The organism is Pseudomonas sp. W2I6, from assembly GCF_030815935.1.
GTDB lineage: Bacteria > Pseudomonadota > Gammaproteobacteria > Pseudomonadales > Pseudomonadaceae > Aquipseudomonas.
In genome coordinates, this window is sequence record NZ_JAUSXJ010000001.1 from 1,013,851 (window position 1) to 1,039,539 (window position 25,689).

Below are 25,689 nucleotides of genomic sequence, written 5' to 3' on the forward strand. Positions count from 1 at the left end.
CCTTAGCGCTACGCCCCCTCGCAATACCTCGCTCCGCCAGCTCCGCTCGCGGCTGCGTACTGCTGTGTGACCGGTTCCTACACCCTAAGCACTCATCGAACAATCCTCACAATTTGAATTCGTATCGACACGCTCGCCTTTTGTCTGGCCGGCATGTGGTGCATTGCCTTGGATATTTCTATGCTGCAAACACTCAAACAAACTTGGCTTTCCAACATCCGTGGAGACGTCCTCGCGGGGATAGTGGTCGCGCTTGCGCTGATCCCGGAAGCAATCGCCTTTTCCATAATCGCCGGCGTCGACCCCAAGGTCGGTCTCTACGCTTCCTTCTGTATCTGCGCCGTCATTGCCTTCGTCGGTGGTCGCCCTGGGATGATCTCGGCAGCTACCGGTGCTATGGCATTGTTGATGGTTACACTGGTGAAAGATCACGGGCTTCAGTATCTGCTGGCAGCTACGTTGCTCTGTGGGGTGCTCCAAATCCTCGCGGGTTACCTGAAGCTAGGTTCGCTGATGCGCTTTGTCTCGCGCTCAGTAGTCACAGGCTTTGTGAATGCACTGGCGATTCTGATTTTCATGGCGCAGCTGCCCGAACTCACCAACGTCACCTGGCATGTCTACGCCATGACCGCAGCGGGCCTGGGAATCATCTACCTGTTTCCGTATATACCGAAGATCGGCAAGCTGATTCCTTCGCCGCTGGTGTGCATCCTGACACTGACCGCTATCGCGATTTACCTGGGGTTGGATATCCGCACCGTAGGTGACATGGGCCAGTTGCCAGACACGCTGCCAATCTTCTTGTGGCCTGAAGTCCCGCTGAACTTTGAAACCCTGCGTATCATTTTCCCGTATTCAGCTGCCTTGGCTGTAGTCGGTTTGCTTGAGTCCATGATGACGGCGACCATCGTCGATGATTTGACCGATACCACCAGCAACAAGAACCGCGAATGCAAAGGTCAAGGGGTTGCAAACATTGCATCTGGCCTGCTGGGTGGTATGGCCGGCTGCGCCATGATTGGCCAGTCAATCATCAACGTGAAGTCTGGTGGTCGTACTCGCCTTTCAACTTTATGCGCAGGCATCTTCTTGCTATTGATGGTCGTGTTCCTGGGGGAATGGCTCTCCAAGATCCCAATGGCCGCATTGGTAGCCGTGATGATCATGGTCTCCATCGGCACTTTTAGCTGGGATTCCCTGCGCAATCTTAAAGAGCACCCACTGTCGACCAACATCGTCATGGTTGCGACTGTCGTGGTGGTCGTCGCGACGCATAACCTGGCCTACGGTGTACTGGTGGGAGTGCTGCTGGCATCGCTGTTCTTTGCGAACAAGGTCGGACACTACCTCGATATTAAGAGCACGCTTGAAGAAACGAAGTCTCACCGAACTTACCGTGTGGTGGGCCAGGTGTTCTTCAGCTCATCAGACAAATTCACCGACGTTTTTGACTTCAAGGAAGCCCTGAACAAAGTCACCATCGACCTGACCCAGGCCCATTTCTGGGACATCACTTCGGTTGCAGCGCTGGACAAGGTAGTCATCAAGTTCCGTCGCGAAGGTTCAGAGGTTGAGGTGCTGGGCCTGAACGAAGCCAGCGCTACTATCGTTGACCGTTTTGGCGTGCATGACAAACCTGACGCCATCGACAAACTTATGAGCCACTAAGGAGATTGACAATGACCCACGTAATGGCATGCATTGATAACTCACAATCCTCGCTGGCGGTCTGCGACTACTCAGCATGGGCGTCGCAACGACTTAGCGCGCCACTTACCTTGCTGCATGTTTTGGATGAGGGGAAATACCCAGCATCTGCAGACCTGAGCGGCAACATCGGTCTTGGCAGTCGAGAGCATCTGCTGGATGAGCTGGCCACGCTAGATGCGCAGCGTGCCAAACTGGCCTTGGAGCATGGCCAGCACATGCTTGAAAAGGCTCGCGAGCGGACAGTCAGCTCTGGCGTCATTTCACCTGATCTGAAGCAGCGCCACGGTCATCTCGTCGAGAGCCTGAATGATCTTCAGGACGATATTCGATTACTGGTGATTGGAAGGGTTGGCGAAGATAGCGCTCATAGTACCGAAAGCCTTGGAAGTCAGATTGAAGCGGTAGTCAGAACTATCCATCGTCCTATCTTGATTACAACCAGCCAATTTAAAAAACCTGAAGCCGTCATGGTTGCATTTGACGGAAGCGCTATTGGCCACAAGACCTTGTTGACGCTTGCTGCAAGCCCGTTGTGCAAAGGCTTACCAATTCATATCGTTATGGTTGGAGCAGATTCTCACGATAATCAGAACGAACTCGAGAAAGCAAGAAGTGTACTTGCCTCATCCGGCCTGACAGTTCAGACCGAAATCCGGCCAGGCGAAGTTGAGTCAGTTCTGCATGCCTATCAAGCCGAGCACGCCATTGACCTCCTAGTCATGGGAGCCTACGGGCATTCACGTATCCGGCAGTTTCTGGTAGGCAGCACAACTACAACAATGTTGCGAACGGCAACTATACCGGTACTATTGCTTCGCTAAGATTGATCCACAGCCATGGAGTTTCTTACATGTGAGAAACTCCATGGGCAGATATATGAGACCTGCGCCATCGAAAAACTAAAATCTGCCTTTTAAATATTTAGTTTCTTTTAGCTCGGATGGTTTGCACGCCCCAGAAGAGTCGCTTTAGTTGAAAGAAGACTAGCAATGAATATAAAAGCAAGACAGCCAAGCGCTTGAAATCTAAGAGTGATGCCTTGATCGATAAGTATACCCATGATTACCGGAGAGGCTCCACTAGCAACCACGCTCCAAGCTCCAACTAAAGATCTAATTCGACCTAGTTGTTCTTGACCATACAATTGCATCCACAAAGCTGTAGATAGTGTTGATGCAACAGCTGAAGAGACTCCCGTCAATATTAGATATAGAGGAGCGACCCATATCGAACTAGACAGATACAGCGCCACCATTGCTATACCTTGCGGCGCCATAAAAAAGGGAAGAATCCGCACCGGGCCATAGCGATCCAACATAGGGCCAGAGATTATCAAAGATAAGGCTTGAGTGAGTGCATAAGCTATAAACCATCCCGCAATCCACGCAATACTCCAGTTCATCTCTTCTGATAACCGACCTTGGTGAAAGAAGAACCCGGTTGTAATAAATGGCGAGGCCAAAACAATTGGCAATGTCAGTAGAATTCGCGGGTCACGCCATAACCTAAGAGCGGTTGGGGGGACAGTGATTCTATCGCTATACTTTTTTTCTATGGAAATAGTAGTTGGAAGTAGCCTTAAGGCAAAAGCTATTATTGCTGCGACGGTTAAGGCGTTCACGACCCATGCCAAGCGCCATCCAATTGCACCGATCAGTCCCACCGCTGCTAAAGGCATCAACGCTTGAGCCAGTGCTAAACCCAGGGCGATGACACCAAGCGCTTTCCCTGCATCAAATGGAAATTTCCTAGCAGTTGCTGTCATAGCGGTATGAACCATCAATCCTTGACCACTCAATCTTAACAAATAAAAGCCAATTCCTAGAGTTATAAACCCTACACTGAAAGCAGTAACCAATGATGCTAGCACTAGACCCATGGCGACAAAAAGGGTATATCGAAATAGCGACACACGGTCTATTAGACGTCCGACCCAGGGAAGGGTTAATGCGCTAAAAAGCGTTGCTACTGCGTATATAGCTCCAAGCTCGCCATCCGAGAGCGAAAAAAAACCTCTAAAACTACCGCTATAAAGTGCCACAAAATAAGTTTGCCCAAAACTAGAGGTTGCCATGAGGGTCGCACCAAATAAAAGACCCTTCCAGTTCAAACTAACAAATTTTAAATATTTATACATCGCTAATCTCGCTTCTGATACTTCGTAAGTCCTGCATCATTACTTTCACCGCATAAATGAACTTTCAAACCGTCAAGGTAAAGCAGATATAACATTTTAGACAATCTAGAAACCTTGCAGCACCTGAAAACAGATGCGGAGGCGGCCAATTGAAATCAGACCACGACAGAAACGAAATGTTAGAAAAACATGACAGCGCGCGGCAGAGCTGATGTGAGTTTAGGGGGAGAGTTTAAGCGTATGGGAACAATTCGTAGAATGAGGAATAGATGTCTACTGTCGGCCACAAGGAGAGGCTCTGCCCATCCTGGCAAAGAGTAAAAAGCCCTCGACAAAAAAAGCTTATAAAACAGAATGTTATGTCAGATCTTTATCTTAAGATCTCCTTGGCGGCCACCTTTAAATTGTCATCATTCCTTTTTTAGCGTATGGTAACAGCCGTACGAAAAATCAAATAAACTGCAAAAGAATGGCAGACACCAATGTATATTTCTACTAAAAGCTCTTTAGCGGAGCGTAAAGCGCCATAGCGTCACCTCGCCCAAGCCTTTCAATTCTTGGTTCGCGAGAGGATACCTATGAGCAGTTCTAGCAAGCGTTTTAGCTTTGGCGAACATCCGGTTTTCATTGAACTCGGATCGACCGCTGAACATACTGGTTCGCCAGTGATGGTTCATGTTGGACAAAGCGTCGTTCTGGCCACTTGTCATGTGCCGCCCCCTTCTTTTCAGTCTCGCCCACCAGGCTTAGTGGTCTCATTTGTAGAGCGAAGCTATGCACGTGGCCGAATTCCCGATGATTCACATATCCACCAAACCGAGATCAACAAAGTAGAGGAAAGCAGATCTCTAGAACTCCAATCAGTGCTAAACGACACCCTCCCCGACAAACACGAATTAAGAATAGAGTTAAACATCCTAGTCTTTTCACGTGACCCTCAAGTCGATCCAATTGTCGCAGCTGTCATTGCAGCAAGCTGTGCGCTAGGAATTACTTTGCCGCAGCATGCAGACCCTATAGTTTTGGCGCGCTTAGCGAAAATAAATGGCGTCTTCTGCACTAACCCTAGTAATAGCGCGATTGAAAAATCGCAGTGCGACTTGTGGGTGTACGGAAGTTCTTCGCAGACCATTCAAGTGCGCGGCATTACTAATGAACTTGATGAATTAGAGTTGATTTGTGCAATTGAGGCTGGGCAGAGAGATATTCATAAAACAAGCAGCTCGATAAAAGAATGGATCCTGGAACACTCACCCAGTAGTAAGAGTTTCGCAAAAACTGTCGAAACAACACTAAAAAGAAAAGTTGCTGCGCTTGCTAAAACATCACTGATGAAGCTTTTTCAGGAAAATTTGAAAAAAGATCTTTCAAACCAGTTAAGTGATCTACAAAAAGCGGTGGAGATAGCGATCTGCATTAACGAAATTGATGGAAGCCGGAAAGAGATAATCGCCGTTTACTTCTACCAATGCGTACAGGAGACTCTTAGGGAATATTATTTAAATGCAGTGTCATCAAGTGACATCCATGCAACTCTTCATACGAGAAAAATTAAAACCCACTTATTTCCAAGAGCCCATGGATCTGCCAGTTATACGACTGGAGATCATAGCGCGATTGCGCTCACGACCTTGGGTAGAGATCGCTCTTCCTTGAATGGTCAGTATACTGAAGCAAAGAACAGCTTTGATGTCCATATTCATAACTCTCCAGATGATGCAGGCGCGAGATACCCAATTCCTAATCATGCTTTAAATGCCGGACGCTGGGTAGCCGATACCTTGAGGTTTGTGCTACCAAAGTTAGATATGTTCCCCTACGTAATCCATGTAGATGTAGAGCCAGTTGGGAGGCATTCATGCTCGCCAGATGAAATTTTGTGCACAGCAATGCTATCTATGTTAGACGCAGGAGTGCCGCTATTTTCTGTTGTCGGCGCGGTAGAGGTGGGTTTAATTTGTTCACCCTCCCAACTTGTTCCGCTGATTGATCCCGACGATTTTGAAAGAGCATCTTGCAATGTCGTTGCCACAATTGCTGGGACAATGACTGGTATTGCTGGAATTAATTTGCGAAGCAAAACACTTCTCACAAGAGATATATTGCAAGAGTTGTTAAGTAATGCTAAGCAAGCGCGCCTTTCTTTGATTGCACTTATGAAAGAGTGTGTTGCCTTTCCGAGAGAGCTGAGTGAGTTTGCACCTAGAGTACAAATCCTGAAGATATCATCACGGAAAACCGGGCAATTAGTTGGCCGTGGCGGAAGCGTTGTAAAAGCAATCTGCCAGCAGACTTATAGCAATGTTGAGGTTTTTCCAGACGGAACCGTTCGAGTCAGTGCAAGTAATGATGATAGTCTGCAAAACGCGATCCTCGCAATTCAGAAAACACTTAAGCCACTTAAGCCCGGTCAAATTTTTGAGGGTGTGGTGAGCGGTATACAGGCGAATGGTGTACTGGTTAATTTGTCTCCCGGACGTGAAGGCTTTCTCCCTCTCGAGCAATTAATAAATACACATGTCCCAGTAAGAGAGCAATTTAAGATAGGGGAATGCATTCGTGTAGTGTGCCAATCAGTCAATCACCATGGTCAAGGCCAACTGTCTGTCAAGGCGTTACATCCTGAGATCACTAGGAATCGCGGATACTGATGTTTTAAATAATCAATACAATAGGTACCTTAAAAAGTTTGATTTGTTGAGGAGGTTGAGTGGCAGTTTACAATTATGACGTTGTCATTGTAGGTTCAGGCCCGGCAGGAGAAGGTGCTGCCATGAACTCGGCAAAAAATGGCCGCAAAGTAGCTGTTGTGGATAGCCGCGCTCAGGTTGGTGGTAACTGCACCCACCTTGGTACTATTCCCTCAAAAGCTTTGCGACATTCCGTTCGACAAATAATGCAGTTCAACACCAATCCCATGTTTAGACAAATTGGTGAGCCACGCTGGTTCTCGTTTCCAGACGTATTAAAAAGTGCGGAACAAGTCATAACTAAGCAGGTCGCCTCACGCACAAGCTATTACGCTCGCAATCGGGTCGATACTTTCTTTGGTATAGCAAGTTTCGTAGACGAACAAACTTTAAATGTAATTGGTGCTGGCGGTGAAGTAGAAACGCTAATAGCTAAGGAAGTTGTGATAGCTACAGGGTCTCGCCCCTACCATCCGGCGGATGTAGATTTCTCCCATGCGCGAATATACGACAGCGATTCAATTCTGAGTCTTAATCATACGCCTCGTAAGCTAATTATTTATGGCGCGGGGGTGATTGGGTGTGAGTATGCGTCAATATTTAGCGGGCTAGGAGTGATGGTTGAATTAATTGACAACCGTGAACAACTACTTAGTTTTCTAGATGATGAAATTTCCGATGCTCTAAGCTACCATCTTCGGAATAATAACGTTTTAATCCGTCACAACGAGGAGTACGCGAGCATTGAGGTATTTGATAGCTCCGTCATCCTACACTTGAAATCCGGCAAAAAAATCAAGGCGGACGCATTGCTTTGGTGTAACGGACGCTCAGGAAATACTGAGGATCTCATGCTCGAAAATATTGGGATCGAAGCCAATAGCCGTGGTCAAATTCAAGTTGACCAAGACTATCGTACGGAAGTCCCCAATATCTTTGCTGCCGGGGATGTGATTGGTTGGCCCAGCCTCGCTAGTGCTGCCTATGACCAGGGACGCTCGGCTGCTGAGAATCTGATTGAAAGCGGAAGTTGGAGGTTCGTTAATGACGTACCTACCGGTATCTACACCATCCCCGAGATCAGCTCGGTAGGGAAAAACGAGCGGGAACTAACTGACGCCAAAATACCTTATGAAGTAGGTAAAGCCTTTTTCAAATCTATGGCGCGTGCACAAATTGCCGTTGAACCGGTAGGCATGCTGAAAATTCTATTTCACCGAGATACCTTAGAAGTGTTAGGTGTACATTGCTTTGGCTATCAAGCAGCAGAAATCGTCCATATTGGACAGGCAATTATGAATCAACGTAGGTCGGCAAATACTTTGAAATATTTCGTCAATACGACGTTCAATTATCCAACCATGGCAGAGGCTTATCGAGTCGCCGCGTTCGACGGACTCAGTAGGCTTTTTTAATTTCGTGTAAAGCCGGAGGAAACCCTAGCGAGGAGGTTAACCGAATGTAGATTAATGATTTAGACTTTGCCCGATACGTTCCTAGATTTCCCCTAATGGTGCCAAATAAGAGGAATGATAATGCGTAGACTAACTTTTAAATCTCCCAGACAAGATCTCCTAGCTAGACAGCAGTTACTTGGCAATCTGTTAAATCGACTTGAAGTTGAGGGTTCCAATCGATCATTCAATACGATACTTGAAAGCAGAAGTTTTCAGCTTGAGCCTGACGAGCGCTACTGGCTATCTAATGCAACCTACACGCAGCTAATTCTTGAGCATAATAGTCTCTGTTCAGCGCTGAGCCACCAGTCATCCAGCGCCCAAATTCGAAGCACTCGCTGTCAGCAGTCTTCACTAAAAGTATCAGACCCGGAAGATAAGTCGTTAATTCCCACTCTGGAGAACTCTGATTGTCTCATAGTCCCTGGCAGAATTTATCATGGGCACGTGTTCAGTTTAGAGGTAGGTTTCGCTTGTATTTCATTACCATATGGATGTTATGGAACGCTGCGGCTATCTGAGGTTGCCGAGCAACCGTTAGGTCAGCTTTATGAATATCTAAGCTTGGGAGACTCGCTATCTGTGAGAGTCACCAATATTGACTATAGAGGTCAAATTAGTCTCAGCATGAGAGGCATACCGGAGGATTCTTCCAAATGACTTATGCGTACAAGAAAAAATGGACATTCAGACGTCAGGGTTCAACGTTGGTCATTAAAATTTTGACCATATTCGAAAATTTACTCCCTAAGGCGATGAGGAATATGTTAAAATTTTGGCAAATTCAATGTCAGGCGATACGAAGACACATGATGAATTTCTGCTCCCTTCTGGTTGTTAGTCCACCTTAGACAGCCATCCCCCTCGCTTTAGCGCCGCACGTTTGCATTTTACAATGCAGGCTTTTTGGCACTCCGCCGTCGCCACGCACGACGGTAATTTTACACGTCGCCTGATCACCACCCAATCGATGCTGTTCGTTGTCTGCTGAGTAGCCTGGTATTTATCTGGAAGTCATATTCAGCAGCTAACCACTGATGCATTCCGACGCATGGTGTATTTGGGGCTTTGAAATGGGGGGCTAATGCCGCCAATTTTAAGTTTTACTCTAATGCGTCACCGGCCTTGCTTAATGCATAGTCGGGACGCGCTGGTGCGTACCGGATTCATAACAAAACTCGGTATTCCGCCTTAGTGAGGCAGGCCCACTTCTAAACTTAAGCTCACTGTTGCGTTCCCGTTGAGCACTGGTGCACAGCTAATTTTAGAAATAGGGCTTTTACCACCCAATGAAATCAGATCAGGCTTTTGGCCTCGACCTGCTACCCTCTTATTACTTGATTAAAAGCCAAATACCATGTAGTTAAAATTTAACCTAAATACTCAAAGGCAACTTTCTTAACGAGTAGCCAATTATTAATGTATCTGTACGGAAAATCGAATGCTTCAAACAATAAAGCAATCTTGGCTGTCCAATATAAGAGGCGATTTATTGGCCGGTATAGTCGTAGCCCTTGCGCTGATTCCAGAGGCAATAGCATTTTCGATCATCGCCGGGGTCGATCCGAAAGTGGGTCTCTACGCTTCATTCTGTATATCAGTGGTCATTGCCTTCGTAGGCGGACGGCCAGGTATGATTACCGCCGCCACAGGCGCGATGGCGCTATTAATGGTAACTTTAGTAAAAGATCATGGGCTTCAATATCTCCTTGCTACGACGTTACTGACTGGTGTACTGCAGATTGTTGCTGGATATTTGAAACTTGGAAGCTTGATGCGGTTTGTTTCCCGCTCTGTGGTGACAGGTTTCGTTAACGCGTTAGCCATCCTGATTTTCATGGCTCAGCTCCCAGAATTAACTAATGTTACATGGCAAGTGTATGCGATGACGTTGGCGGGGTTGGGCATCATTTATCTGTTTCCCTATGTACCTAAGATTGGAAAGCTTCTCCCATCTCCCCTTGCATGCATCATCGTACTCACCGCTGTTGCTATATACCTTGGACTTGATATTCGTACCGTAGGAGACATGGGTTCGTTACCAGATACTCTGCCATTCTTCCTTTGGCCGGATGTACCGCTCAATTTTGAAACCTTGGCGATCATCTTTCCTTACTCAGCAGCTCTTGCAGTGGTCGGCCTGTTAGAGTCAATGATGACGGCGACAATTATTGACGACCTAACTGATACACCGAGTAACAAAAACCGGGAGTGTAAAGGCCAGGGGATTGCAAATATCGCATCTGGACTTTTGGGTGGTATGGCTGGATGTGCAATGATCGGCCAGTCAATTATTAATGTGAAGTCTGGAGGACGTACAAGGCTGTCATCTCTGGCAGCGGGCGTTTTCCTGTTGCTTATGGTGGTATTCTTGGGCGAGTGGCTGGCACAAATCCCTATGGCTGCGCTGGTCGCTGTGATGATTATGGTGGCAATAGGAACCTTCAGTTGGGACTCATTGCGCAACCTTAAAAAGCATCCGTTATCCACCAATATTGTTATGGTGGCCACCGTGGTAGTGGTTGTCGCAACACACAACCTCGCTTACGGGGTGCTGGTGGGTGTATTGCTTGCAGCAATGTTTTTTGCCAACAAAATCGGCCATTACATGTACGTTAGTTCTGAAGCCGACGAAAACGGGATCGAGCGTAAGTATTCTGTGGTTGGTCAAGTTTTTTTCAACTCTGCAGATAAATTTGTTGATTCGTTTGACTTCAAGGAAGCTTTGGAGAAAGTTGTCATTGATCTCTCCTTTGCACACTTTTGGGACATCACAGCAGTTGCTGCGTTGGACAAAGTCGTCATCAAATTCAGGCGTGAAGGTACAGAGGTTGAGGTGCTGGGCCTTAATGAGGCAAGCGCGACTATCGTTGACCGTTTCGGAGTCCACGATAAGCCTGACGCTATCGATCAATTGATGGGGCACTGATTCATGGAGAACTCAATGACTCACGTAATGGCCTGCATTGATGGCTCAGCGTCGTCAACTGCAGTATGTGATTACGCTGCATGGGCAAGTGTTCGTCTCGCTGCCCCGTTGACGTTTTTACACGCATTGACGAAAGAATGTGCGCCTCCTTCTGATCTAAGCGGGACACTTAGTATCGGTATTCGAGATCGGCTCTTGCAAGAACTTGCAAAGCTCGATGAACAACGTAATACCTTGGCAAAAGAGCATGGCGATTATTTGCTTGAGGCGGCGAAGCATCGTGTAGACCAACTGGGTATCGTGCACCCCCAAGGACGGCAACGCCATGGAAAATTGGTTAATTGCATTCAAGAAATTGAAAGCGAAATCAAACTGTTGATTATTGGCCGAAACGGAGACACCAGCGGAGCACCAGGAGAGCGCGTTGGGTTGGGAGTAGAGAATGTCATTCTGACACTTAATTGTCCTGTGCTCGTTACGCCGTCCCAGTTCAATATACCCCGAAGCTTCTTAATCGTTTTCGATGGGAGCGAGACCGACTGTAAAACAGTTGAGGCCATAGCGCATAGCCCTTTTTTGAAGGGTATAAAATGCCACCTCTTGATGATCGACGCAGAGTCTGATACTGCATGGAGTCAAGTGGATTGGGCAAGGAACTTATTACAGAATAATAACTTTACCGTGCAGGCTGAAGTGATGCCCGGTGAGTATGAAATCGTTATTGAACGTTATTGTGAACAAGAAAAAATAGATATATTGGTGATGAGCACTTGCGGAAATTCGAAAATCCAAGGGTTTTTCGTCGGTAACATAATAAGCAGAACCCTACGTAGCACGGCAATTCCTATGCTGTTCTTACCTAGCTACTTGCCAACTCGAAGGTGAACGGCTGTTGGAAAAGGTTGCCTCGGGAGTAGTTTTCGAGGCCACCCATGTTTGAAGCTCTTCTTAATAAGAGGCATAACACGGGATATAAGAAATGGCTCAAAAATCACTTACAAATCCTTCCTCATTTATCTCTCGTGAATCCAGTATTCACAGGATGATGATTGAATTGCTTGAGAAAGCTGACATACGCATTGGCGGAGATCGCCCTTGGGACATGCATCTTAATGCGAGTAACGTTCCTGAACGAGCATTTGCTCATGGCAGCCTAGGGCTAGGTGATGCCTATATGAATGGTGACTGGGATGCGGAAAGACTAGACGAGTTTTTCTGTCACTTACTACGGGCACATCTCGATCAACATGTTCAGCCGTTCAAGTTGATATTCCATGCTCTGCGCGTTCGCTTGCTTAACCGACAGAATACAACGCGTGCCTGGCAAGTAGGCGAGGCGCATTACGATTTGGGCAACGACTTTTACTCGGCAATGCTTGATCCAAGAATGGCCTATACCTGCGGCTACTGGGAAAACGCTAGTAACCTTGCAGAAGCTCAGGAAGCCAAGCTCGAGTTGATTTGCAGAAAACTCCAATTGAAGCCTGGAATGCGAGTTTTAGACATTGGGTGCGGCTGGGGCAGTTTTATGGGGTACGCCGCTGAACACTATGGCGTCGAGTGCGTGGGCGTTACAATCTCCAAGGAGCAGACCGATTGGGCAAAAAAACGTTACGTCGGATTGCCACTGGAGTTTCGGCTCCAGGATTATCGAGAAGTACATGGCGCTTTTGATCGAGTCGTTAGCGTGGGGATGTTCGAGCACGTTGGCCGTAAGAACCATCGGGAGTTTATGGAAGTTGCCTCCCGTTGCCTTGTAGATGACGGATTGTGCCTGGTGCATACCATCGGAAAAAACGAGCGCAACACTACGCCCGACCCATGGATCGATAAGTACATTTTTCCGAATGGCGACCTACCATCAATCGGTCAAATCGGCGACGCCGTAGGCGGGCTTTTTGTGGTCGAAGATTTACATAACTTCGGTGCTGACTACGATAAGACCTTGATGGCTTGGCACGCCAACTTTGAAGCCGCATGGCCACAATTTTCAGCAGAGTTAGGTGACCGATTCTATCGAATGTGGCGCTACTATCTCTTGTCGTGTGCTGGAGCGTTTCGTGCGCGCGATATCCAACTGTGGCAGTGGGTTCTTTCAAAAGAAGGCGTCATGGGCGGTTATTCAAGGCCCACGCTAGGCGCCAATACATAATCGTTGCAATCGTACTACCGGATCGCCGCTCGATGGAGTGCACGATCTGGAGGTTCACAGCAATGCGAGATTGATCCTTACGTCTGTGCGGAGGCTCAGCATGACTGGCCTCCACAGTGAAACTCAATCCGTATTGACGTTCTGATAGAGCATTAATCGTGAGGTCTCATGTAGACCTCGCGTCAACGCAAGCAAACGGCGAAACTCTTCGGGATGCAGGTCGGCCACGTTTTCCAGGGGCTCTTGCGATTCAAGATCATGTAAGCTCGGCTGACTGCCATCGTGCTGCATTTGTAAAAGGAAGTCCTTTGTCACACCGCCGATAAGCGGGAACGTGCCCTCTCTGAGCACCAGAGGAACAACACGCTCTCCTTCTGGAGCTGGCTGCTGTATATCTCTTCCCATCGCACCGTTGCGGAATTCAATACCGGCCATGCCAAGCACGCTGGGTAGCAGGTCGACCAAGCCAACGGCCTCGTCAATCACACGCGGCTCGAGCAATTTGGGTGCGTGGATCAGCAAAGGCACTTGATTGCTCTCAAGCCCCAGTTTTTCGAATGCCGGCGGCATATGCGGAATCTGGCTGATACGCGTGTTGTGGTCGCCAAACATGACGAAAATCGTGTTGTCGTACCAACCGCCTTCTTGAGCAATTTCCATCAGGCGCCCAATGTTGAAGTCCAACAGGCGTACCGCGTTGTATTGAGCCACGCTGCGAGAGCCAGCGTTCTGCACGGTTTCCAGAGGTATATCAAGCACCTCGAAGCCGTCGTTCTCATTTGGGATGGTAAAAGGTCGATGGTTACCCGCAGTCTGGATGTAGGCAAAGAATGGTTTGCCCTCAGCCTGTCGGCGCAGGATCTTGTCGCTTTCCTTGAACAGATCCAAATCCGAAACACCCCAGACGTCTACCATGGGTGACTTCCAGTGACGCTCGTCCAACAGTTGGATATCGTCGATGCTCTGACGAATCAACGCATTCATGTTGGCCCAACCAGAATTACCGCCAATCATGTAATACTTGTCGTAACCCTTCATTGCATTGATCAAGCTGTGTTGACGAGTGATTAGGGGGTTGCGCGTTGCTGTTTCCTGTCGAGAGACGTCAGGTACGCCGGAGATACTGGCCCATACGGTTTTTGCTGTTCCTGTAACGGGCACATAGAAGTTCTCGAAGAACCAACTCTGCTTAGCCAGTCGATCAATATTCGGAGTGGGGTTCAGGGGATTGCCGTAAGCCCCGACAGCGCTGGTGCCCAGAGACTCGAGCATGATGAAAACCACGTTCGGTTGCTGCTTGCCCGTGATGGCGTAGGGTTGCGGTGGTTGTTCACGGCTAAAACTCAGGCTTTTAACATCGGGCTGGTCAACATCTAAATAGCGACTTACAACGTCGTAGTGTGCAGCGACCTGCTCCCGATCAAAGGGCTCACTGGGTACCCTCAAAGTATCGTAGAGAAAAATCACCGGGTTCAGGCCTAAAGCTGAAATTTGGTTGTCGCCAGAGAAGAAGGCGTCGCTCCAACGAAGCGGTACCGGGTTTTCCAGGTTAATGTTCTCGACGCGGCCCAGAATACCGAGGAAGACAGCCACTACCATCAGTGCGCTGCACCAGGTCAGAGAGAGTCGACTGATGGGCTTTGCAGGACGATCCAGGGTCACTCGCTCAAGACGCAGCAATAGCCAAAAAATCAGGGCCGTACCAGCCACCCAGCCAAGGCTAATCCACACCACAGGATAGGTTTGCCAGACCATGTCTGTTGAGATCTGCGCGTCTTCTAGAAACCGTAATACGGTCGCATTGATGCGCACACCCAGATAGGCGTAGTGACCGAAGTCGACGATATAGATCAACATTACTGCGCCGAGCGCCAGCGCAAGGTAGAGCCGCGTCAACCAGCGAACTGCATGTGAGCGTGTCAAATTCCACACCGGCAACCACGCCAGCAGGGCGACGGGTAACATCAGCAGGATTGCCAAACGAAGGTCGAACCGCAGCCCTATTCCGAGGGTTTCCGGTACCGCTTCAACCTCGCTCAGAGCGCTGGCTGCGAATCCCGAGAAACCTATGAAGAACAACCCGCGCAATGCCGCCAGCGTTACGAACAGGATTGCTACTGCACCAACCCAGTAGTGCAAGCGTCTCGAGTGAAGCCAATCCATCGTTTGAATCCTCAATCTATAGAACTATCAACGTAGGTTTGCCTAGCCATCAAACACGTATCGGCAACGTGAACTTTCGCCGTGCGGACAGGCCACGCCAGATCCTGTTAATCGCATATACAATCAACGCTCCCCAGCAGTAGAGAGCAATGAATGGGTCGAGCAAGTAGTCCCAGTAATTCGGGGAAGGTTTAACGCCCAAGCTGAAGGCCAAAGTGGCCAGGCCGAACATGCACACACCCAGCCAGTTTCTCCACACCATCAGCCCCAAGGTCATCGCGCCGATAATCATGATCAACGGTCGCGGGTTGTAACCCAGTCGATAAGGATCAAAGTAGGTCATCCCCATCGTGGCCGGATAGAGAAAGAGGGCCAGCGCCGCCAAAGGGATCAGTAGCTGCAAGCGAGCCGTACTATCCTGCCTCGTCGCTAGTCCCATACGTACCGCAGCAGCAAATCCAAGCGCCACAAGGGACGTAATAGCCACATCGTCCGTGAAGCTGCGAAAGTAGGCTGCTAACGAAAGCCCATTTATAGAAATAAAACTGACTCCCAGTAAGACGATCAGCCACATCACTTGCATACCTGGGCGCAGGCCAAATCTTGGAGTAACGACGAACGCGAGTAGTACGAGGGTCAAATGCGCTTGCCAAAGTTCAAGCATTAGAGCTGCTCCTCTAGCCAAGCATCATTGAAGCTGACGTGTTTGATGAAGGTGTTATTCCATGAGTAAACGATATGATAGAGACCATCGTCACTCTTGATGAAATAGGGATATTCGTATTCGAAGTTGCAACCGGTATCCTCGCAGACACGCTGATCAAGATTCACCAAGAATTCATCAGCGAGTATTTCTCTTCGAGGGCCACTGGATAGGCGGAACTTATCGCCGATGATTTCACGGTAGGCTTCAGCGCTAAATGGATTACCTTCTGGGTCTGGAGACTCATCCAAATTGATCAGCGGCTTCCAGAAGTCAAGGTTAGAGTCGGTACTCATAAGCCGAAGTCGGAATCGCCCGTCCTTTAGGTCATTCAACGCGACCAGCAAGCCGCTATTAGGTGTTGCCACTGCAGCAAGTGAAGAGTTTGGGTTAGCAGGGTCAAGCGGGTAAGGCTCACTCCAGGTTTGCCCTGCATCCTCCGTACGGCTCGCGAGCACTTTGTGAAATGTGTCACCGGCGTAACGCAGCATAGCTACCGCGTTACGCTCATCCATGGGCACAACCGTAGGCTGCAAAGAGTGCTTACCTCTGCTGATTCTGCTTTTATCAATTACATTCCCGGTGGGACTGATGTAAAGATACTCAGCAAATTTCCCCAAAAACTCGTGGTATACAGGCAAGCCGATGGTGCCATCCTGATGAAATATTGGGGCATTGCGCACGAGCGTGCTGATGTTCAAAAAGGGAGTCGTGATCAGTTGCTGAGGGGCCGACCAATTTTTACCCAAATCATCCGAGTGCATTGCATTGATTGCGCTCCCAGCCCAACCGCCCACTGAGACTGAAACATAGAAGAGCCAAAGACGGTTATCAGGCGCCAAAGCAATAACCGGATTACCCAGTTTGCGTATGTATTTTTGAGTCGCACGCTGGGTCGACTCTCGCGTTGCAAGAACGAGTTCATCATCCCATTCAGCCGTTTCGGTGTCGTAGCGAGCGCCGCGAACCTGTACATCGGCTGCACCTTCTCGTGAGCCAGCAAACCATACCGCCATTAGACCGCCATCAGGCAGTGCCGTCACCGATGAGGCGTGTACAAATTCTTCAAGATCCGAGGAGGCAAATCTGCTGCTGTAAAAAGGTGCCTGAGCGCTAACCCCCTGTTGATCGACAGCTGCTGAGAAAGAAAAACCCGATACAGGGCGATCAGGGTGGAGCCACCAGGCGGCAGTAAATACAGCGAAAATCGGGACAAAAAGAGCCGAGCTGAGAAAAATATTTTTCAAGCGCATTTAGAAACCATTGATACACAAACACATGACGCGTCCTGATTCATGAGCAGGAAGCGACCGGACACATACCTCGGCGGAGGAGGCATGGCGAAGTGGTGTTTGGTTGGTTTCTACAAGGGTCTGACTCAGCTAGAAATGAGAGGAAAATGACTAGATGCTTATATGTCGGGCCGAATCATCGCCCGGCAACCCCGTAGATGCAACCGCGACTACCGGCCCTGAGCTAATGATTTGTTACCATGGATTTCGAGCTTAGCTATCATTACCACATGTGGTATCCCGTTCTCCTCTGCGGTCGCAAGCACAGATGCTGTACTAGGCAGTGTCCAGATCGCGGGGTGACTCATTATCGGTACCTCTGTTAGGTTTAATCCATGGGATGCCAGCAATGCGCCAAAGCACAAAACTTTATGGCCCATCCTATAGCTGGCATGAGCGGTTGTCCTACCGCCAATCCACAGCCTTTTTCGTGAGTTCCCAATCGGCAACATTCACGGAGGTGTTTCGCGCCTGCCGCCCCCAGACTGCATCAGTAGGCATTGCCCATGAGTGATGAGATCAAATGGAAGCACGCTCGCGATCTGCTACTTGCCCGCTTGGTTGAATTGGAAAATCTTGAGTTCTCAGCACAATCACGCGACTCCATCGAGTTGGATCAAAGCAAGGTAGGTAGACTCTCGCGTATGGATGCATTGCAGCAACAAGCCATGCTGGACGCCAACCGAGCACGAGGGAAGAGTGAACGACTACGCATTGAGGCTGCGCTTCGAAGAATTGACGAAGGTTTATATGGCTATTGCGTCGACTGCGACGAGCCAATAGCTCAAGGCAGGTTGGATTTCGATCCCGCCACTGCGCTGTGCATCGGATGCGCTCAACAAGTCGAAAAAAGTAACTAAGAACCGTTGAAAATGCCGATAAATGATTAGGCCTCCATCACTTGTTTGAACTGAAGACTATATGCAACTCATAACCGAAATTATTCATCCAGAACTCAAATCCACGCAGGGTAGAGTATTCCGTCGTCATGCTGCTCGAGGCATCGTATTGCGGGACGAACAGATCCTGTTGCTGTTCACCGAGCGCTATAACGACTTCAGCTTTCCTGGAGGTGGCCTTGATGGTGACGAGGACATTGTCACAGGCCTGAAGCGTGAGCTTGAGGAAGAGACTGGTGCTCGTGAAATACAGGTGCTCCAGCACTACGGTTACATCGAGGAGTACCGGCCCTACTGGAAGCCACAGTACGATCTGATGCACATGACCTCGCATTTTTATCAATGCGAGGTAGCGCCCCAGCTAGAGCCCGTACGAATGGAAAGTCACGAAATCGCTAATGGAATGCGGCCTGTCTGGATCAACCTGCATGAGGCCATAACGCACAATGAAGCCGTGATGCAGCGTCAGGAGTCATCGATGGGGCAGTCCATCCAGCGCGAAACTTTCATGCTGAAAAAAGTCGCGTCCGAGTTGTTGGTGCCGATCCGCAGTTGAAAGGATACCTCGGTAGCTCCCGGCCACTGAATTTCAATCAGGGAGAAATTCTTTGGCCGGCGACCTTACGCTTAACTGGAAATCGTGGCGGGCGAAGCGGCAGGAGCAGCGCTGCGCCGTAAAATCAGGACACCACCGATTGCAGCCAGGGTCGAACCGATCAACACACCGACCTTTACTTCGTCAATCAGGTGAGCTGATCCAGCAAATGCCAGGCTGCCGATGAACAGGCTCATCGTGAAGCCGATGCCACACAAGAGCGCAACGCCGTAAAGCTGTGCCCAATTGCTGCCTTCCGGTAGTTTGGCCAAGCCCATACGAATGGCCAGAGCAGCCAATAGGAAAATGCCAATCTGCTTGCCCACCAACAGACCCAGAGCTACGCCCAGCGGAACCGGATCGACTAGATTCTCCATAGAAATACCGGCCAGTGAAACACCCGCATTGGCGAAGCCGAAAATCGGCACCACAGCGAACGCTACCCACATGTGCAGCTTTTCTTCCAGGAACAGCAGTGGAGACCGGGCCTCCTCTTCAGGTTTGCCCATTGGGACGCACAGTGCAACGGCAACACCCGCAAGGGTGGCATGCACTCCCGACTGCAGCACGAAGAACCACAGCACACCACCGACCAGCAAATATGGGAATAATCGTCTGACGCCCAATCGATTCATTGCGATCAGAATGACCAGGGTTGCGAGCGATGTCAGCAACATCGGCATGGAAAGACCAGTGGTGTAGAAAAAGGCGATGATGACCACAGCGCCCAGGTCGTCAATGATCGCCAAGGCGGCGAGGAAAACCTTTAACGAAGTCGGGACTCGCTTACCCAGCAGCGACAAGACGCCCAGGGCGAATGCGATATCGGTAGCGGCTGGGATGGCCCAGCCCTTCAAGGTCTCAGAATTATCCCAGTTGATTGCGATGTAGATCAGCGCAGGCACAACCATGCCGCCTATAGCACCGAATCCCGGTAAGGCACGCTGGCCCCAAGTGGAAAGCCCACCTGCTAGAACCTCTCTTTTGATCTCAAGGCCGACCATCAGGAAGAAGATAGCCATCAGGCCATCATTGACCCAATGCTCCACAGACATGCCCAGCCAGACACTGTGCAAGGCGGCAAAATAACCTTGCGAGAGAGGCGAATTGGCCACGATCAGAGCCGCGAGTGCTGCCCCCATCAGTACAAGGCCGCCAGCGGATTCCGACGATAGGAAGCGAGCCAGAATCGCGGCTGCTCTAGGGGTTTCTGCGGGAGTTTTACTGTGAGTCATCAGTGTCCTTGCGCTTTGATCCAAAGCGATTATTTTAACATCCGGGGTTTACCAACGCGGCAGGGCACATAGCCTGTAACGATTTACACCAAGCCCTAATCAGCCTCCAGTCTGTTCCCCGAAACGGGCTCACTCACGAAACCCAGGAGCGCGCTCCAAGCGCATAGCCTCACTAGGCGAGCGAGCATCGATCCTTCTTCACAGGCGTGTGGTTCCTCGGATATTTGATGATTGAAGCAACTGAGGCGAAGCATAAATGCAAGCACCTCAGCGCGCCCCTCCGACAGATGCATTTCAATCTGGTGTAGGCCTATTTGGGGATATACGCCGCTACCGACTTGCGAATCTCTTCCCGCGCTTCGTCCGCGCTCCCCCAACGGCCCATCTTCACCCACTTGCCCGGCTCCAATGCCTTGTAGTTTTCGAAGAAGTGCTGGATCTGTGCGAGGAGTAACGCAGGGAGGTCGGCGCACTCCTTTACGTCGCTGTATATCGAGCTAAGTTTTTCATGAGGCACTGCGATCACCTTGGCATCCGCTCCGGCTTCGTCAGTCATATACATCACACCAACCGGGCGACTGCGAATGACAACGCCAGGCGATACCGGGTAAGGGCAAATCACCAGGACATCCAATGGATCTCCGTCATCGCTCAACGTATTTGGAATGAACCCGTAGTTGGCCGGATAGAACATGGGCGTGCTGAGGAAGCGGTCTACGAAAATTTGTCCGCTCGGCTTGTCCACCTCGTACTTAATCGGCGAGTGGTTTGCAGGAATCTCGATAACGGTGAAAAAGTCATCGGGGATGGCGTTGCCAGCTGGGATGTCCGCGTAGCTCATGTTCATACCTCCGAAGTTGTGGAGGGGGCTGCACTGGAAGGCGTTTTTCCAAGGGTGCCCATCTCGATTGGCGTCTTCGTGAAAAACACCGATATTTCCTCGGAGTCCAGTCGTGTGAACAGCCGTTCTGCCTCATCTTCCGTGATTGCCAAGCGAATTTCTGTGGGTTGATCCGCCAGCTCAAAAAAGTGCGATGAATGCAGTTTCCCAGTGTGCCCAAACCCTTCGATTCCGGTGCAGAGCGTGGCGCCGCGTAATCCCATTTCTTTAGCCACGTCGACTATCCATTCGCCTAGCATTTTTCCCTGATAACGACGGTTTTGTTGGGTGAAGAAAACGACCATATAGCCTTTCATTTCTATCTCCTCAGCGAGTACCAATCATTTGGTAGGACACAAGCCCGGCAGCGGTCATCGCTAACGAACCTACGACGTGCAACGAAATTGAGCCAAGCGCCCAGAGCAGTCTGCCTTCCTGAATCAAGGCAACCGTTTCGGCTGAAAATGTAGAAAAGGTGGTGAGACCGCCACAGAACCCCGTGATGATCAGGAGGCGCCACTCTGGGCTAAGGGAAGGAGATGCGGCCAAGAAGGCGATGGCCAAGCCGATGATGTAACCACCAACCATATTCGCAACCACAGTACCTGGAGGAATCGTCGGGAACAGAGCATTCAGTTTCATCCCCAAGAGCCAACGCAACCAGGCTCCAAGTGAAGCGCCAACGGCAATGACGATTAATGGCTTCAGCACGGAGAGCCCTCCTCATCACATATGAGTGGACTAACGGGCAAACGGCTCGCACGGAGGCGGGAAGAGAAGAAAAAATCGAAGGGCAAATTCATATCCTGTCCTAAATTGGAGGACAGGGAGACACGCCTACGCACCCTGTCCAGGGTTCACGTAGGCATCATCAGCGCGAAGGCGGTTAGAGGAGGAATGCCATCTCCTGTTCTGATCCTATAGCATCAGCGCCAATGACATCAAGAACAGCTGCATGCGAGCGATCTGAAGGCCCCTTTGGCCAGGCAAGTTGTTTGATCAATGATCCAGGTAGGGCTGATCCTTGCACAACTTGGTCAGTTGACGCGTCTACATCGATTTAACCGATACGACCTCAACATACTTGTATTTCTTCCTTGCCTCCTTCACAGCCTCTTGCTCAGCAAGCAACGAGCTCAACGTATCAGCGTCGTGAACCAACTCGATCATTTTCCCCTCAAACTCGTTCCCAACCCGCAGCGTGACCCGCAGCGTGACCCGCAGCGTGACCCGCAGCCGGGGCGTAAAAGCTTTCGCCGTTTTTTTCTTGGCTGCGGGAGTTGCTATCGGCTTGGTAAAAACAACCTCTGGCGCAGGCTCCTGCACCGGAGGAGCAGAAACCTGCACTTCCTGCTGAGCCTCACCAAACAAGGCGCGACGCATTTCTTCTTCAGTTAAATCAGCGTTCATAAAACATCTCAATGGAGAAGCAATTAGCTCAACAAATTCTACAGGGGTGGCTACGCTAAGGTACGCTGTGGAGCATGATCAGACTTCAGATACCTAAGTCTATTTCTAGACAGGAACCTCTCCAGGCTCGCGAAAGCTGCGCCTTCGGTAATAGCATGATGAGCCCGTCCGCTAGGTCACTGGCGTGACGAGCGTATAGCGTCACTGTGCCAGGAACCGGTATCCGATCAGCAACGAAGGCACCGACTCGCTCTTGGGCAATTTTCAGTATGTCTAGGACTTCTGGGCTCACCTGTTTCGTGGACAAGTGCTCAACGACAGGTTTGGGCGGAGGCGCGGCGTGACTCCACATTTCTATGACCGCTTGGAGGAGTCCGTCTGAGCCAAGATGCTCGAGGGCCATTTCCCATAGCTGACCTTCCTGCGCCATATCCAGGCGGGCCCTAGTCATTACGGAGTTCTAACAAGGTGATGGTCTTTCTTGATTGCGAGTTTACCAAGCTCTCAGCGGCTGCGAAGCTGATATCACTCGCATTGGTGGCTGAGGATGGGCGCGAATTCTACGTGGAATTGCTCGATGCTTGGAAAGAAGAAGACTGCAGTGATTTCGTAAAGGAAATCGTGCTTCCGCAGCTGTGGGGCGGTAGCTATGTACGACCCACCATTGAGGCAAGGTCAGCGCTGCTCGATTTCCTAGCCTCGTTTGACGAAATCCTGGAAATTGTCACAGACGCTCCACAGTACGACTGGGAGCTTTTCACCGAACTTGCATATGACAATGGTAAGTGGCCAAGGAACGTCCGGAATTACCCAACTGACGCAACCACTCTAAATGCCACAAGCGACGGGGTTCCGCTTCCGCATCACGCTCTCCTTGACGCCCGTATCATCGCTAGCATGTTCACCACAAGCAATCCATAGGAAGGACTACCCTGAGAAGGCGCATTGATCCGCAGTCTGTATTGGTCAATTGGGCCGAGCGGAGTATGAAATGGAAGGCAGGCATGTCGGAGCAAGTCGCGGAGTTGCTCTGTGGTGACAACGCGGAAGGCTATTTTCATTATCCGCCAGGTGCTCAGCATGAACGGAATAGATAACGATTCGCCCTCGCTCAACCGGACTATAGGGAACAATCGCCCCCGCAGCGGCCTGAGCAATCCTCAGAATACTCAACACATCACCACCACCGAGGTAGCCGTCCAGATACCCTCTGTTTTACCACCGGTCGACCGGACATCCGTCCATGACGCGCCCACAACTTGATGGAGATCCGATGGGCCGAGGTGCTCCTCCGAAATTCTCCACAGGAAGCCTTCCTATGACAGGTTGACTCGGGTTGTGCTCATTTAAAGGTCATTCGAAATCAAGGTCGCTCGGGCGTGGTTGTTTGTAGATATCTGCGCACAGTCGATCTCGACAGCTCCAGTCTCTCTGCTATTTCTGACACAGACACGCCGGCGCTGCTCAAACGATTAGCCTCCGCTGCCTTTTGCGCCGCATCGGATCGGACGGGTCGACCAGGCGGTAGTTTTCCGGCTCGTGCCATTGACTCCATTTCCTGATCAACACTTTCTTTTCTAATTCTGTTCATCTGTTTGGAAACGCGTTTAAGGCCCTCCCCGAACGGCTCATTAGATTGCAGGGACGTTGCCATGAGAATGAGTGAGGCCGGCTCAACTTCCATTAGCGCTGCAAGACGAATGAGCACATCAATCGTGATGTTAACTTCACCACGCTCTATCCGGCCCCAGTAGGAACGGTCAATTGTGATCAGGTTTTCCTGCGCAAAACCCTTTCTTCTACGCAGTGTTCGTACTACTACAGCAAGGGCTTCTGCGGCCTCCATGACATTTCCCCAAGCAAATCGAGGATGAGGCCATATTGCGCTGCACCATAACACGGATTATCATCCGTATTATGGTGCGACCAGCACTTTCAGGCTGGCTTCCCGTGATCCGATTGACGTCTCCAAGCCAACGTAACTGGCGTGCGGAGAGACTCTTTGCGAGGGGCGAGCGCAAACAAGCGGGATTGAATTGTCAATTTCCGGGTTATTAATTGAGGTGAACCCTATGGCTAGCGTCCAAGAGCCCGACTTTATGAAAGGGCCACGTGCGCCCCTTGAGGGCCTGGAGGGTACTTCCGAAGCTCGAGCTTTAGCAGTCGAACGATTCCCTACAAAGCCTTACTGCCTAGTTCGCGACTGGACAATATTTCGCATCGAAGTCACCCGCGACGAACTCTGCAGCGGGCCAGCTCCCGATGATCCTGTTTGCTCACAACGTGGCCGAGGACAGCCAAGGCCGTTTTGAACGCGGCGATTGGGTTCGTTCAAGCATGTACACCGGTTTCCACGACGGTGTTGCGTTCGAAACCAGGAACACTATTTACGTGTTGATCGGCCCAGGTCATGAACAGCTCGCAAGCCTGAAAGACGTTTTCTCCCTCTTCTAACTGCGCTCTGTATCGGAGCCCATTCAGGCTAAGGACATACGATGTTTAGAACACACGACTCCGACATGCTTGGCCTGCCGGGTATGTTCGGTGAAGGTCAGTACCAATGGCATCAGGTATCCAAAGTGCTTCGTAATCACTGGTATCACGTAACTGTCCATGCCATGTACGAGGACAGAATTTCAGAGGCGGTTCTGATGATCGACAGCGAACCACGGCTTCAGCAACTGCTGATTGCCCAGGACGCGGAGACGATCATCACAGAGGTGCAAGTAGTCACACCTGCCCACATGAATGGCACGGGAGTTTGGCGCATGGAGAAACTGACCAAAGTGACGCTTGGTGAAGACCAAAACGAGTGTGTTGTGTGCCTGCTAGAGGTGGAGACCGGCTCCAAATACCACAGCTCTCACCAACCTGGCTTCAACACTGATGTGCTGAGCAACCTTCGTCCGATCTATCACGCAAACATGATTCGTACAGCCTGAGATTTACCAAGAATCCAGCACGATATCAGCGCAGATGTTTCCGTGCGGATTTCCTGGTAACGCCATACGGGCTGCGAAAGGAGCGCAATTATGCTGAACACTGTGGATGTGAATCTTCATGGAAAACGACATACAGATTTCGATCTTGCACGAATCCTAAAAGCACAGGCGCAAGGCTTCGACAAACCGATAACAGCCTATCTCTGCGGAGTATCCATAAAGGCTCGTGCTGGATTAGGCGTCGTGTTTGGTCACAACCGTAAAGACCAATATGGACGGTTCGGCGACGGACATCTGATGCGGACTTCTGACATCATTAAGGCGGCGCGCGAGGGCCGTTTTTGGGTACTGACCACAGTGAACTCGCGGTACGTAATCGCGACCTTCCAGCGCGACAATGGACGTGCGAGCCTGCGGGAGTTTTTGCGCCTTTCACATTGGCAGCAACATTTCACACCACCGGTACTTCAGTAGTGGTCGTGCTCACTTTGCCAT

22 protein-coding genes, 1 pseudogene and 1 riboswitch are annotated in these 25,689 nt (G+C 50.1%); of the genes and pseudogenes, 13 read left to right on the forward strand and 10 right to left on the reverse strand.

What is annotated here, in order from left to right; all coding sequences use genetic code 11:
• Positions 1 to 180: 180 nt before the first annotated feature.
• Positions 181 to 1,668, forward strand: a complete 1,488-nt coding sequence (locus QF039_RS04830) for a SulP family inorganic anion transporter (protein WP_124527260.1) — start codon at positions 181 to 183, stop codon at positions 1,666 to 1,668.
• Positions 1,669 to 1,679: 11 nt separating this feature from the next.
• Entirely contained in the window at positions 1,680 to 2,531 is an 852-nt protein-coding gene (locus QF039_RS04835; protein WP_124527261.1) for a universal stress protein, read from the forward strand.
• A gap of 110 nt (positions 2,532 to 2,641) precedes the next feature.
• Here the strand turns inward: QF039_RS04835 and QF039_RS04840 are convergent, their stop codons facing one another.
• Positions 2,642 to 3,847, reverse strand: a complete 1,206-nt coding sequence (locus QF039_RS04840; RefSeq protein ID WP_124527262.1) for an MFS transporter — start codon at positions 3,845 to 3,847, stop codon at positions 2,642 to 2,644.
• 578 nt (positions 3,848 to 4,425) lie between these two features.
• Between QF039_RS04840 and QF039_RS04845 the strand changes: the two genes are divergently transcribed.
• The 5 genes from QF039_RS04845 (at position 4,426) to cfa (ending at position 13,075) form a co-directional block, all read left to right on the forward strand.
• Positions 4,426 to 6,498 carry a S1 RNA-binding domain-containing protein gene (locus tag QF039_RS04845; protein ID WP_124527263.1) on the forward strand — a complete coding sequence of 691 codons (2,073 nt, stop codon included), beginning with the start codon at positions 4,426 to 4,428 and terminating at the stop codon, positions 6,496 to 6,498.
• Positions 6,499 to 6,557: 59 nt separating this feature from the next.
• Positions 6,558 to 7,952 (forward strand): Si-specific NAD(P)(+) transhydrogenase, encoded by a 1,395-nt coding sequence (gene sthA, locus QF039_RS04850; RefSeq protein WP_124527264.1) that lies wholly within the window; start codon positions 6,558 to 6,560, stop codon positions 7,950 to 7,952.
• Between the two features lie 1,483 nt (positions 7,953 to 9,435).
• Entirely contained in the window at positions 9,436 to 10,923 is a 1,488-nt protein-coding gene (locus QF039_RS04855) for a SulP family inorganic anion transporter (protein ID WP_124527265.1), read from the forward strand.
• Positions 10,924 to 10,938: 15 nt separating this feature from the next.
• Entirely contained in the window at positions 10,939 to 11,808 is an 870-nt protein-coding gene (locus QF039_RS04860; RefSeq protein ID WP_158619158.1) for a universal stress protein, read from the forward strand.
• A 94-nt stretch (positions 11,809 to 11,902) separates the two neighbouring features.
• Complete coding sequence (cfa, locus tag QF039_RS04865) at positions 11,903 to 13,075, forward strand: cyclopropane fatty acyl phospholipid synthase (RefSeq protein WP_124527267.1); 1,173 nt, start codon at positions 11,903 to 11,905, stop codon at positions 13,073 to 13,075.
• A 123-nt stretch (positions 13,076 to 13,198) separates the two neighbouring features.
• On the opposite strand, the gene QF039_RS04870 is transcribed toward cfa, so the two are convergent.
• From QF039_RS04870 to QF039_RS04880, 3 genes are read right to left on the reverse strand one after another with little or no spacing between them, the layout of a single operon-like run.
• Complete coding sequence (locus QF039_RS04870) at positions 13,199 to 15,238, reverse strand: LTA synthase family protein (protein WP_124527268.1); 2,040 nt, start codon at positions 15,236 to 15,238, stop codon at positions 13,199 to 13,201.
• A 49-nt stretch (positions 15,239 to 15,287) separates the two neighbouring features.
• On the reverse strand, positions 15,288 to 15,902 hold the full coding sequence (locus QF039_RS04875; protein ID WP_124527269.1) for a hypothetical protein: 615 nt from the start codon (positions 15,900 to 15,902) through the stop codon (positions 15,288 to 15,290).
• Positions 15,902 to 17,194 (reverse strand): exo-alpha-sialidase, encoded by a 1,293-nt coding sequence (locus QF039_RS04880; RefSeq protein WP_124527270.1) that lies wholly within the window; start codon positions 17,192 to 17,194, stop codon positions 15,902 to 15,904. The genes QF039_RS04875 and QF039_RS04880 overlap by 1 nt, the downstream gene beginning before the upstream one ends.
• A 545-nt stretch (positions 17,195 to 17,739) precedes the next feature.
• Between QF039_RS04880 and QF039_RS04885 the strand changes: the two genes are divergently transcribed.
• Both QF039_RS04885 and QF039_RS04890 read left to right on the forward strand, forming a co-directional pair.
• Entirely contained in the window at positions 17,740 to 18,093 is a 354-nt protein-coding gene (locus QF039_RS04885; protein WP_124527271.1) for a TraR/DksA family transcriptional regulator, read from the forward strand.
• A gap of 61 nt (positions 18,094 to 18,154) precedes the next feature.
• Positions 18,155 to 18,688, forward strand: coding sequence for an NUDIX hydrolase (locus QF039_RS04890; protein ID WP_124527272.1), 534 nt, complete (start codon positions 18,155 to 18,157; stop codon positions 18,686 to 18,688).
• 71 nt (positions 18,689 to 18,759) lie between these two features.
• Here the strand turns inward: QF039_RS04890 and nhaA are convergent, their stop codons facing one another.
• The 5 genes from nhaA to QF039_RS04915 all read right to left on the reverse strand — a co-directional run bounded on the left by nhaA (position 18,760) and on the right by QF039_RS04915 (position 22,252).
• Positions 18,760 to 19,962 (reverse strand): Na+/H+ antiporter NhaA, encoded by a 1,203-nt coding sequence (gene nhaA / locus QF039_RS04895; RefSeq protein WP_124527273.1) that lies wholly within the window; start codon positions 19,960 to 19,962, stop codon positions 18,760 to 18,762.
• Between the two features lie 310 nt (positions 19,963 to 20,272).
• The gene (ppa, locus tag QF039_RS04900; protein WP_124527274.1) at positions 20,273 to 20,803 is read right to left on the reverse strand and encodes an inorganic diphosphatase; all 531 of its coding nucleotides are present in this window, start codon (positions 20,801 to 20,803) and stop codon (positions 20,273 to 20,275) included.
• 2 nt (positions 20,804 to 20,805) lie between these two features.
• The gene (locus tag QF039_RS04905; protein WP_124527275.1) at positions 20,806 to 21,159 is read right to left on the reverse strand and encodes a DUF190 domain-containing protein; all 354 of its coding nucleotides are present in this window, start codon (positions 21,157 to 21,159) and stop codon (positions 20,806 to 20,808) included.
• Between the two features lie 10 nt (positions 21,160 to 21,169).
• Positions 21,170 to 21,553 carry a fluoride efflux transporter CrcB gene (crcB, locus tag QF039_RS04910; protein ID WP_307517082.1) on the reverse strand — a complete coding sequence of 128 codons (384 nt, stop codon included), beginning with the start codon at positions 21,551 to 21,553 and terminating at the stop codon, positions 21,170 to 21,172.
• A 144-nt stretch (positions 21,554 to 21,697) separates the two neighbouring features.
• Positions 21,698 to 21,759, reverse strand: a riboswitch (Fluoride riboswitch).
• A 133-nt stretch (positions 21,760 to 21,892) separates the two neighbouring features.
• Positions 21,893 to 22,252 (reverse strand): hypothetical protein, encoded by a 360-nt coding sequence (locus QF039_RS04915; RefSeq protein ID WP_307517083.1) that lies wholly within the window; start codon positions 22,250 to 22,252, stop codon positions 21,893 to 21,895.
• A 468-nt stretch (positions 22,253 to 22,720) separates the two neighbouring features.
• Between QF039_RS04915 and QF039_RS04920 the strand changes: the two genes are divergently transcribed.
• Entirely contained in the window at positions 22,721 to 23,173 is a 453-nt protein-coding gene (locus QF039_RS04920) for a 3'-5' exoribonuclease (RefSeq protein WP_307517084.1), read from the forward strand.
• A gap of 442 nt (positions 23,174 to 23,615) precedes the next feature.
• Here QF039_RS04920 and QF039_RS04925 read toward each other — a convergent pair whose 3' ends face one another.
• Entirely contained in the window at positions 23,616 to 24,098 is a 483-nt protein-coding gene (locus QF039_RS04925) for a helix-turn-helix domain-containing protein (protein ID WP_307517085.1), read from the reverse strand.
• 253 nt (positions 24,099 to 24,351) lie between these two features.
• Between QF039_RS04925 and QF039_RS33685 the strand changes: the two are divergent.
• The 3 genes and pseudogenes from QF039_RS33685 to QF039_RS04940 all read left to right on the forward strand — a co-directional run bounded on the left by QF039_RS33685 (position 24,352) and on the right by QF039_RS04940 (position 25,668).
• A pseudogene (locus tag QF039_RS33685) lies at positions 24,352 to 24,706 on the forward strand (hypothetical protein).
• 65 nt (positions 24,707 to 24,771) lie between these two features.
• The gene (locus QF039_RS04935) at positions 24,772 to 25,194 is read left to right on the forward strand and encodes a hypothetical protein (protein WP_252117491.1); all 423 of its coding nucleotides are present in this window, start codon (positions 24,772 to 24,774) and stop codon (positions 25,192 to 25,194) included.
• A gap of 90 nt (positions 25,195 to 25,284) precedes the next feature.
• Positions 25,285 to 25,668, forward strand: coding sequence for a hypothetical protein (locus QF039_RS04940; RefSeq protein ID WP_307517087.1), 384 nt, complete (start codon positions 25,285 to 25,287; stop codon positions 25,666 to 25,668).
• Positions 25,669 to 25,689 lie beyond the last annotated feature (21 nt).

Excerpts from the sequence above, each read along its gene's own strand:
- QF039_RS04830 (WP_124527260.1), top strand. The coding sequence starts at position 181 with ATGCTGCAAACACTCAAACAAACTTGGCTTTCCAACATCCGTGGAGAC.
- QF039_RS04835 (WP_124527261.1), top strand. The coding sequence starts at position 1,680 with ATGACCCACGTAATGGCATGCATTGATAACTCACAATCCTCGCTGGCG.
- QF039_RS04840 (WP_124527262.1), bottom strand. The coding sequence starts at position 3,847 with ATGTATAAATATTTAAAATTTGTTAGTTTGAACTGGAAGGGTCTTTTA.
- QF039_RS04845 (WP_124527263.1), top strand. The coding sequence starts at position 4,426 with ATGAGCAGTTCTAGCAAGCGTTTTAGCTTTGGCGAACATCCGGTTTTC.
- QF039_RS04855 (WP_124527265.1), top strand. The coding sequence starts at position 9,436 with ATGCTTCAAACAATAAAGCAATCTTGGCTGTCCAATATAAGAGGCGAT.
- QF039_RS04860 (WP_158619158.1), top strand. The coding sequence starts at position 10,939 with ATGACTCACGTAATGGCCTGCATTGATGGCTCAGCGTCGTCAACTGCA.
- cfa (WP_124527267.1), top strand. The coding sequence starts at position 11,903 with ATGGCTCAAAAATCACTTACAAATCCTTCCTCATTTATCTCTCGTGAA.
- QF039_RS04870 (WP_124527268.1), bottom strand. The coding sequence starts at position 15,238 with ATGGATTGGCTTCACTCGAGACGCTTGCACTACTGGGTTGGTGCAGTA.
- QF039_RS04875 (WP_124527269.1), bottom strand. The coding sequence starts at position 15,902 with ATGCTTGAACTTTGGCAAGCGCATTTGACCCTCGTACTACTCGCGTTC.
- QF039_RS04880 (WP_124527270.1), bottom strand. The coding sequence starts at position 17,194 with ATGCGCTTGAAAAATATTTTTCTCAGCTCGGCTCTTTTTGTCCCGATT.
- QF039_RS04885 (WP_124527271.1), top strand. The coding sequence starts at position 17,740 with ATGAGTGATGAGATCAAATGGAAGCACGCTCGCGATCTGCTACTTGCC.
- QF039_RS04890 (WP_124527272.1), top strand. The coding sequence starts at position 18,155 with ATGCAACTCATAACCGAAATTATTCATCCAGAACTCAAATCCACGCAG.
- nhaA (WP_124527273.1), bottom strand. The coding sequence starts at position 19,962 with ATGACTCACAGTAAAACTCCCGCAGAAACCCCTAGAGCAGCCGCGATT.
- ppa (WP_124527274.1), bottom strand. The coding sequence starts at position 20,803 with ATGAGCTACGCGGACATCCCAGCTGGCAACGCCATCCCCGATGACTTT.
- QF039_RS04905 (WP_124527275.1), bottom strand. The coding sequence starts at position 21,159 with ATGAAAGGCTATATGGTCGTTTTCTTCACCCAACAAAACCGTCGTTAT.
- QF039_RS04915 (WP_307517083.1), bottom strand. The coding sequence starts at position 22,252 with ATGAACGCTGATTTAACTGAAGAAGAAATGCGTCGCGCCTTGTTTGGT.
- QF039_RS04925 (WP_307517085.1), bottom strand. The coding sequence starts at position 24,098 with ATGGAGGCCGCAGAAGCCCTTGCTGTAGTAGTACGAACACTGCGTAGA.
- QF039_RS04935 (WP_252117491.1), top strand. The coding sequence starts at position 24,772 with ATGCTTGGCCTGCCGGGTATGTTCGGTGAAGGTCAGTACCAATGGCAT.
- QF039_RS04940 (WP_307517087.1), top strand. The coding sequence starts at position 25,285 with ATGCTGAACACTGTGGATGTGAATCTTCATGGAAAACGACATACAGAT.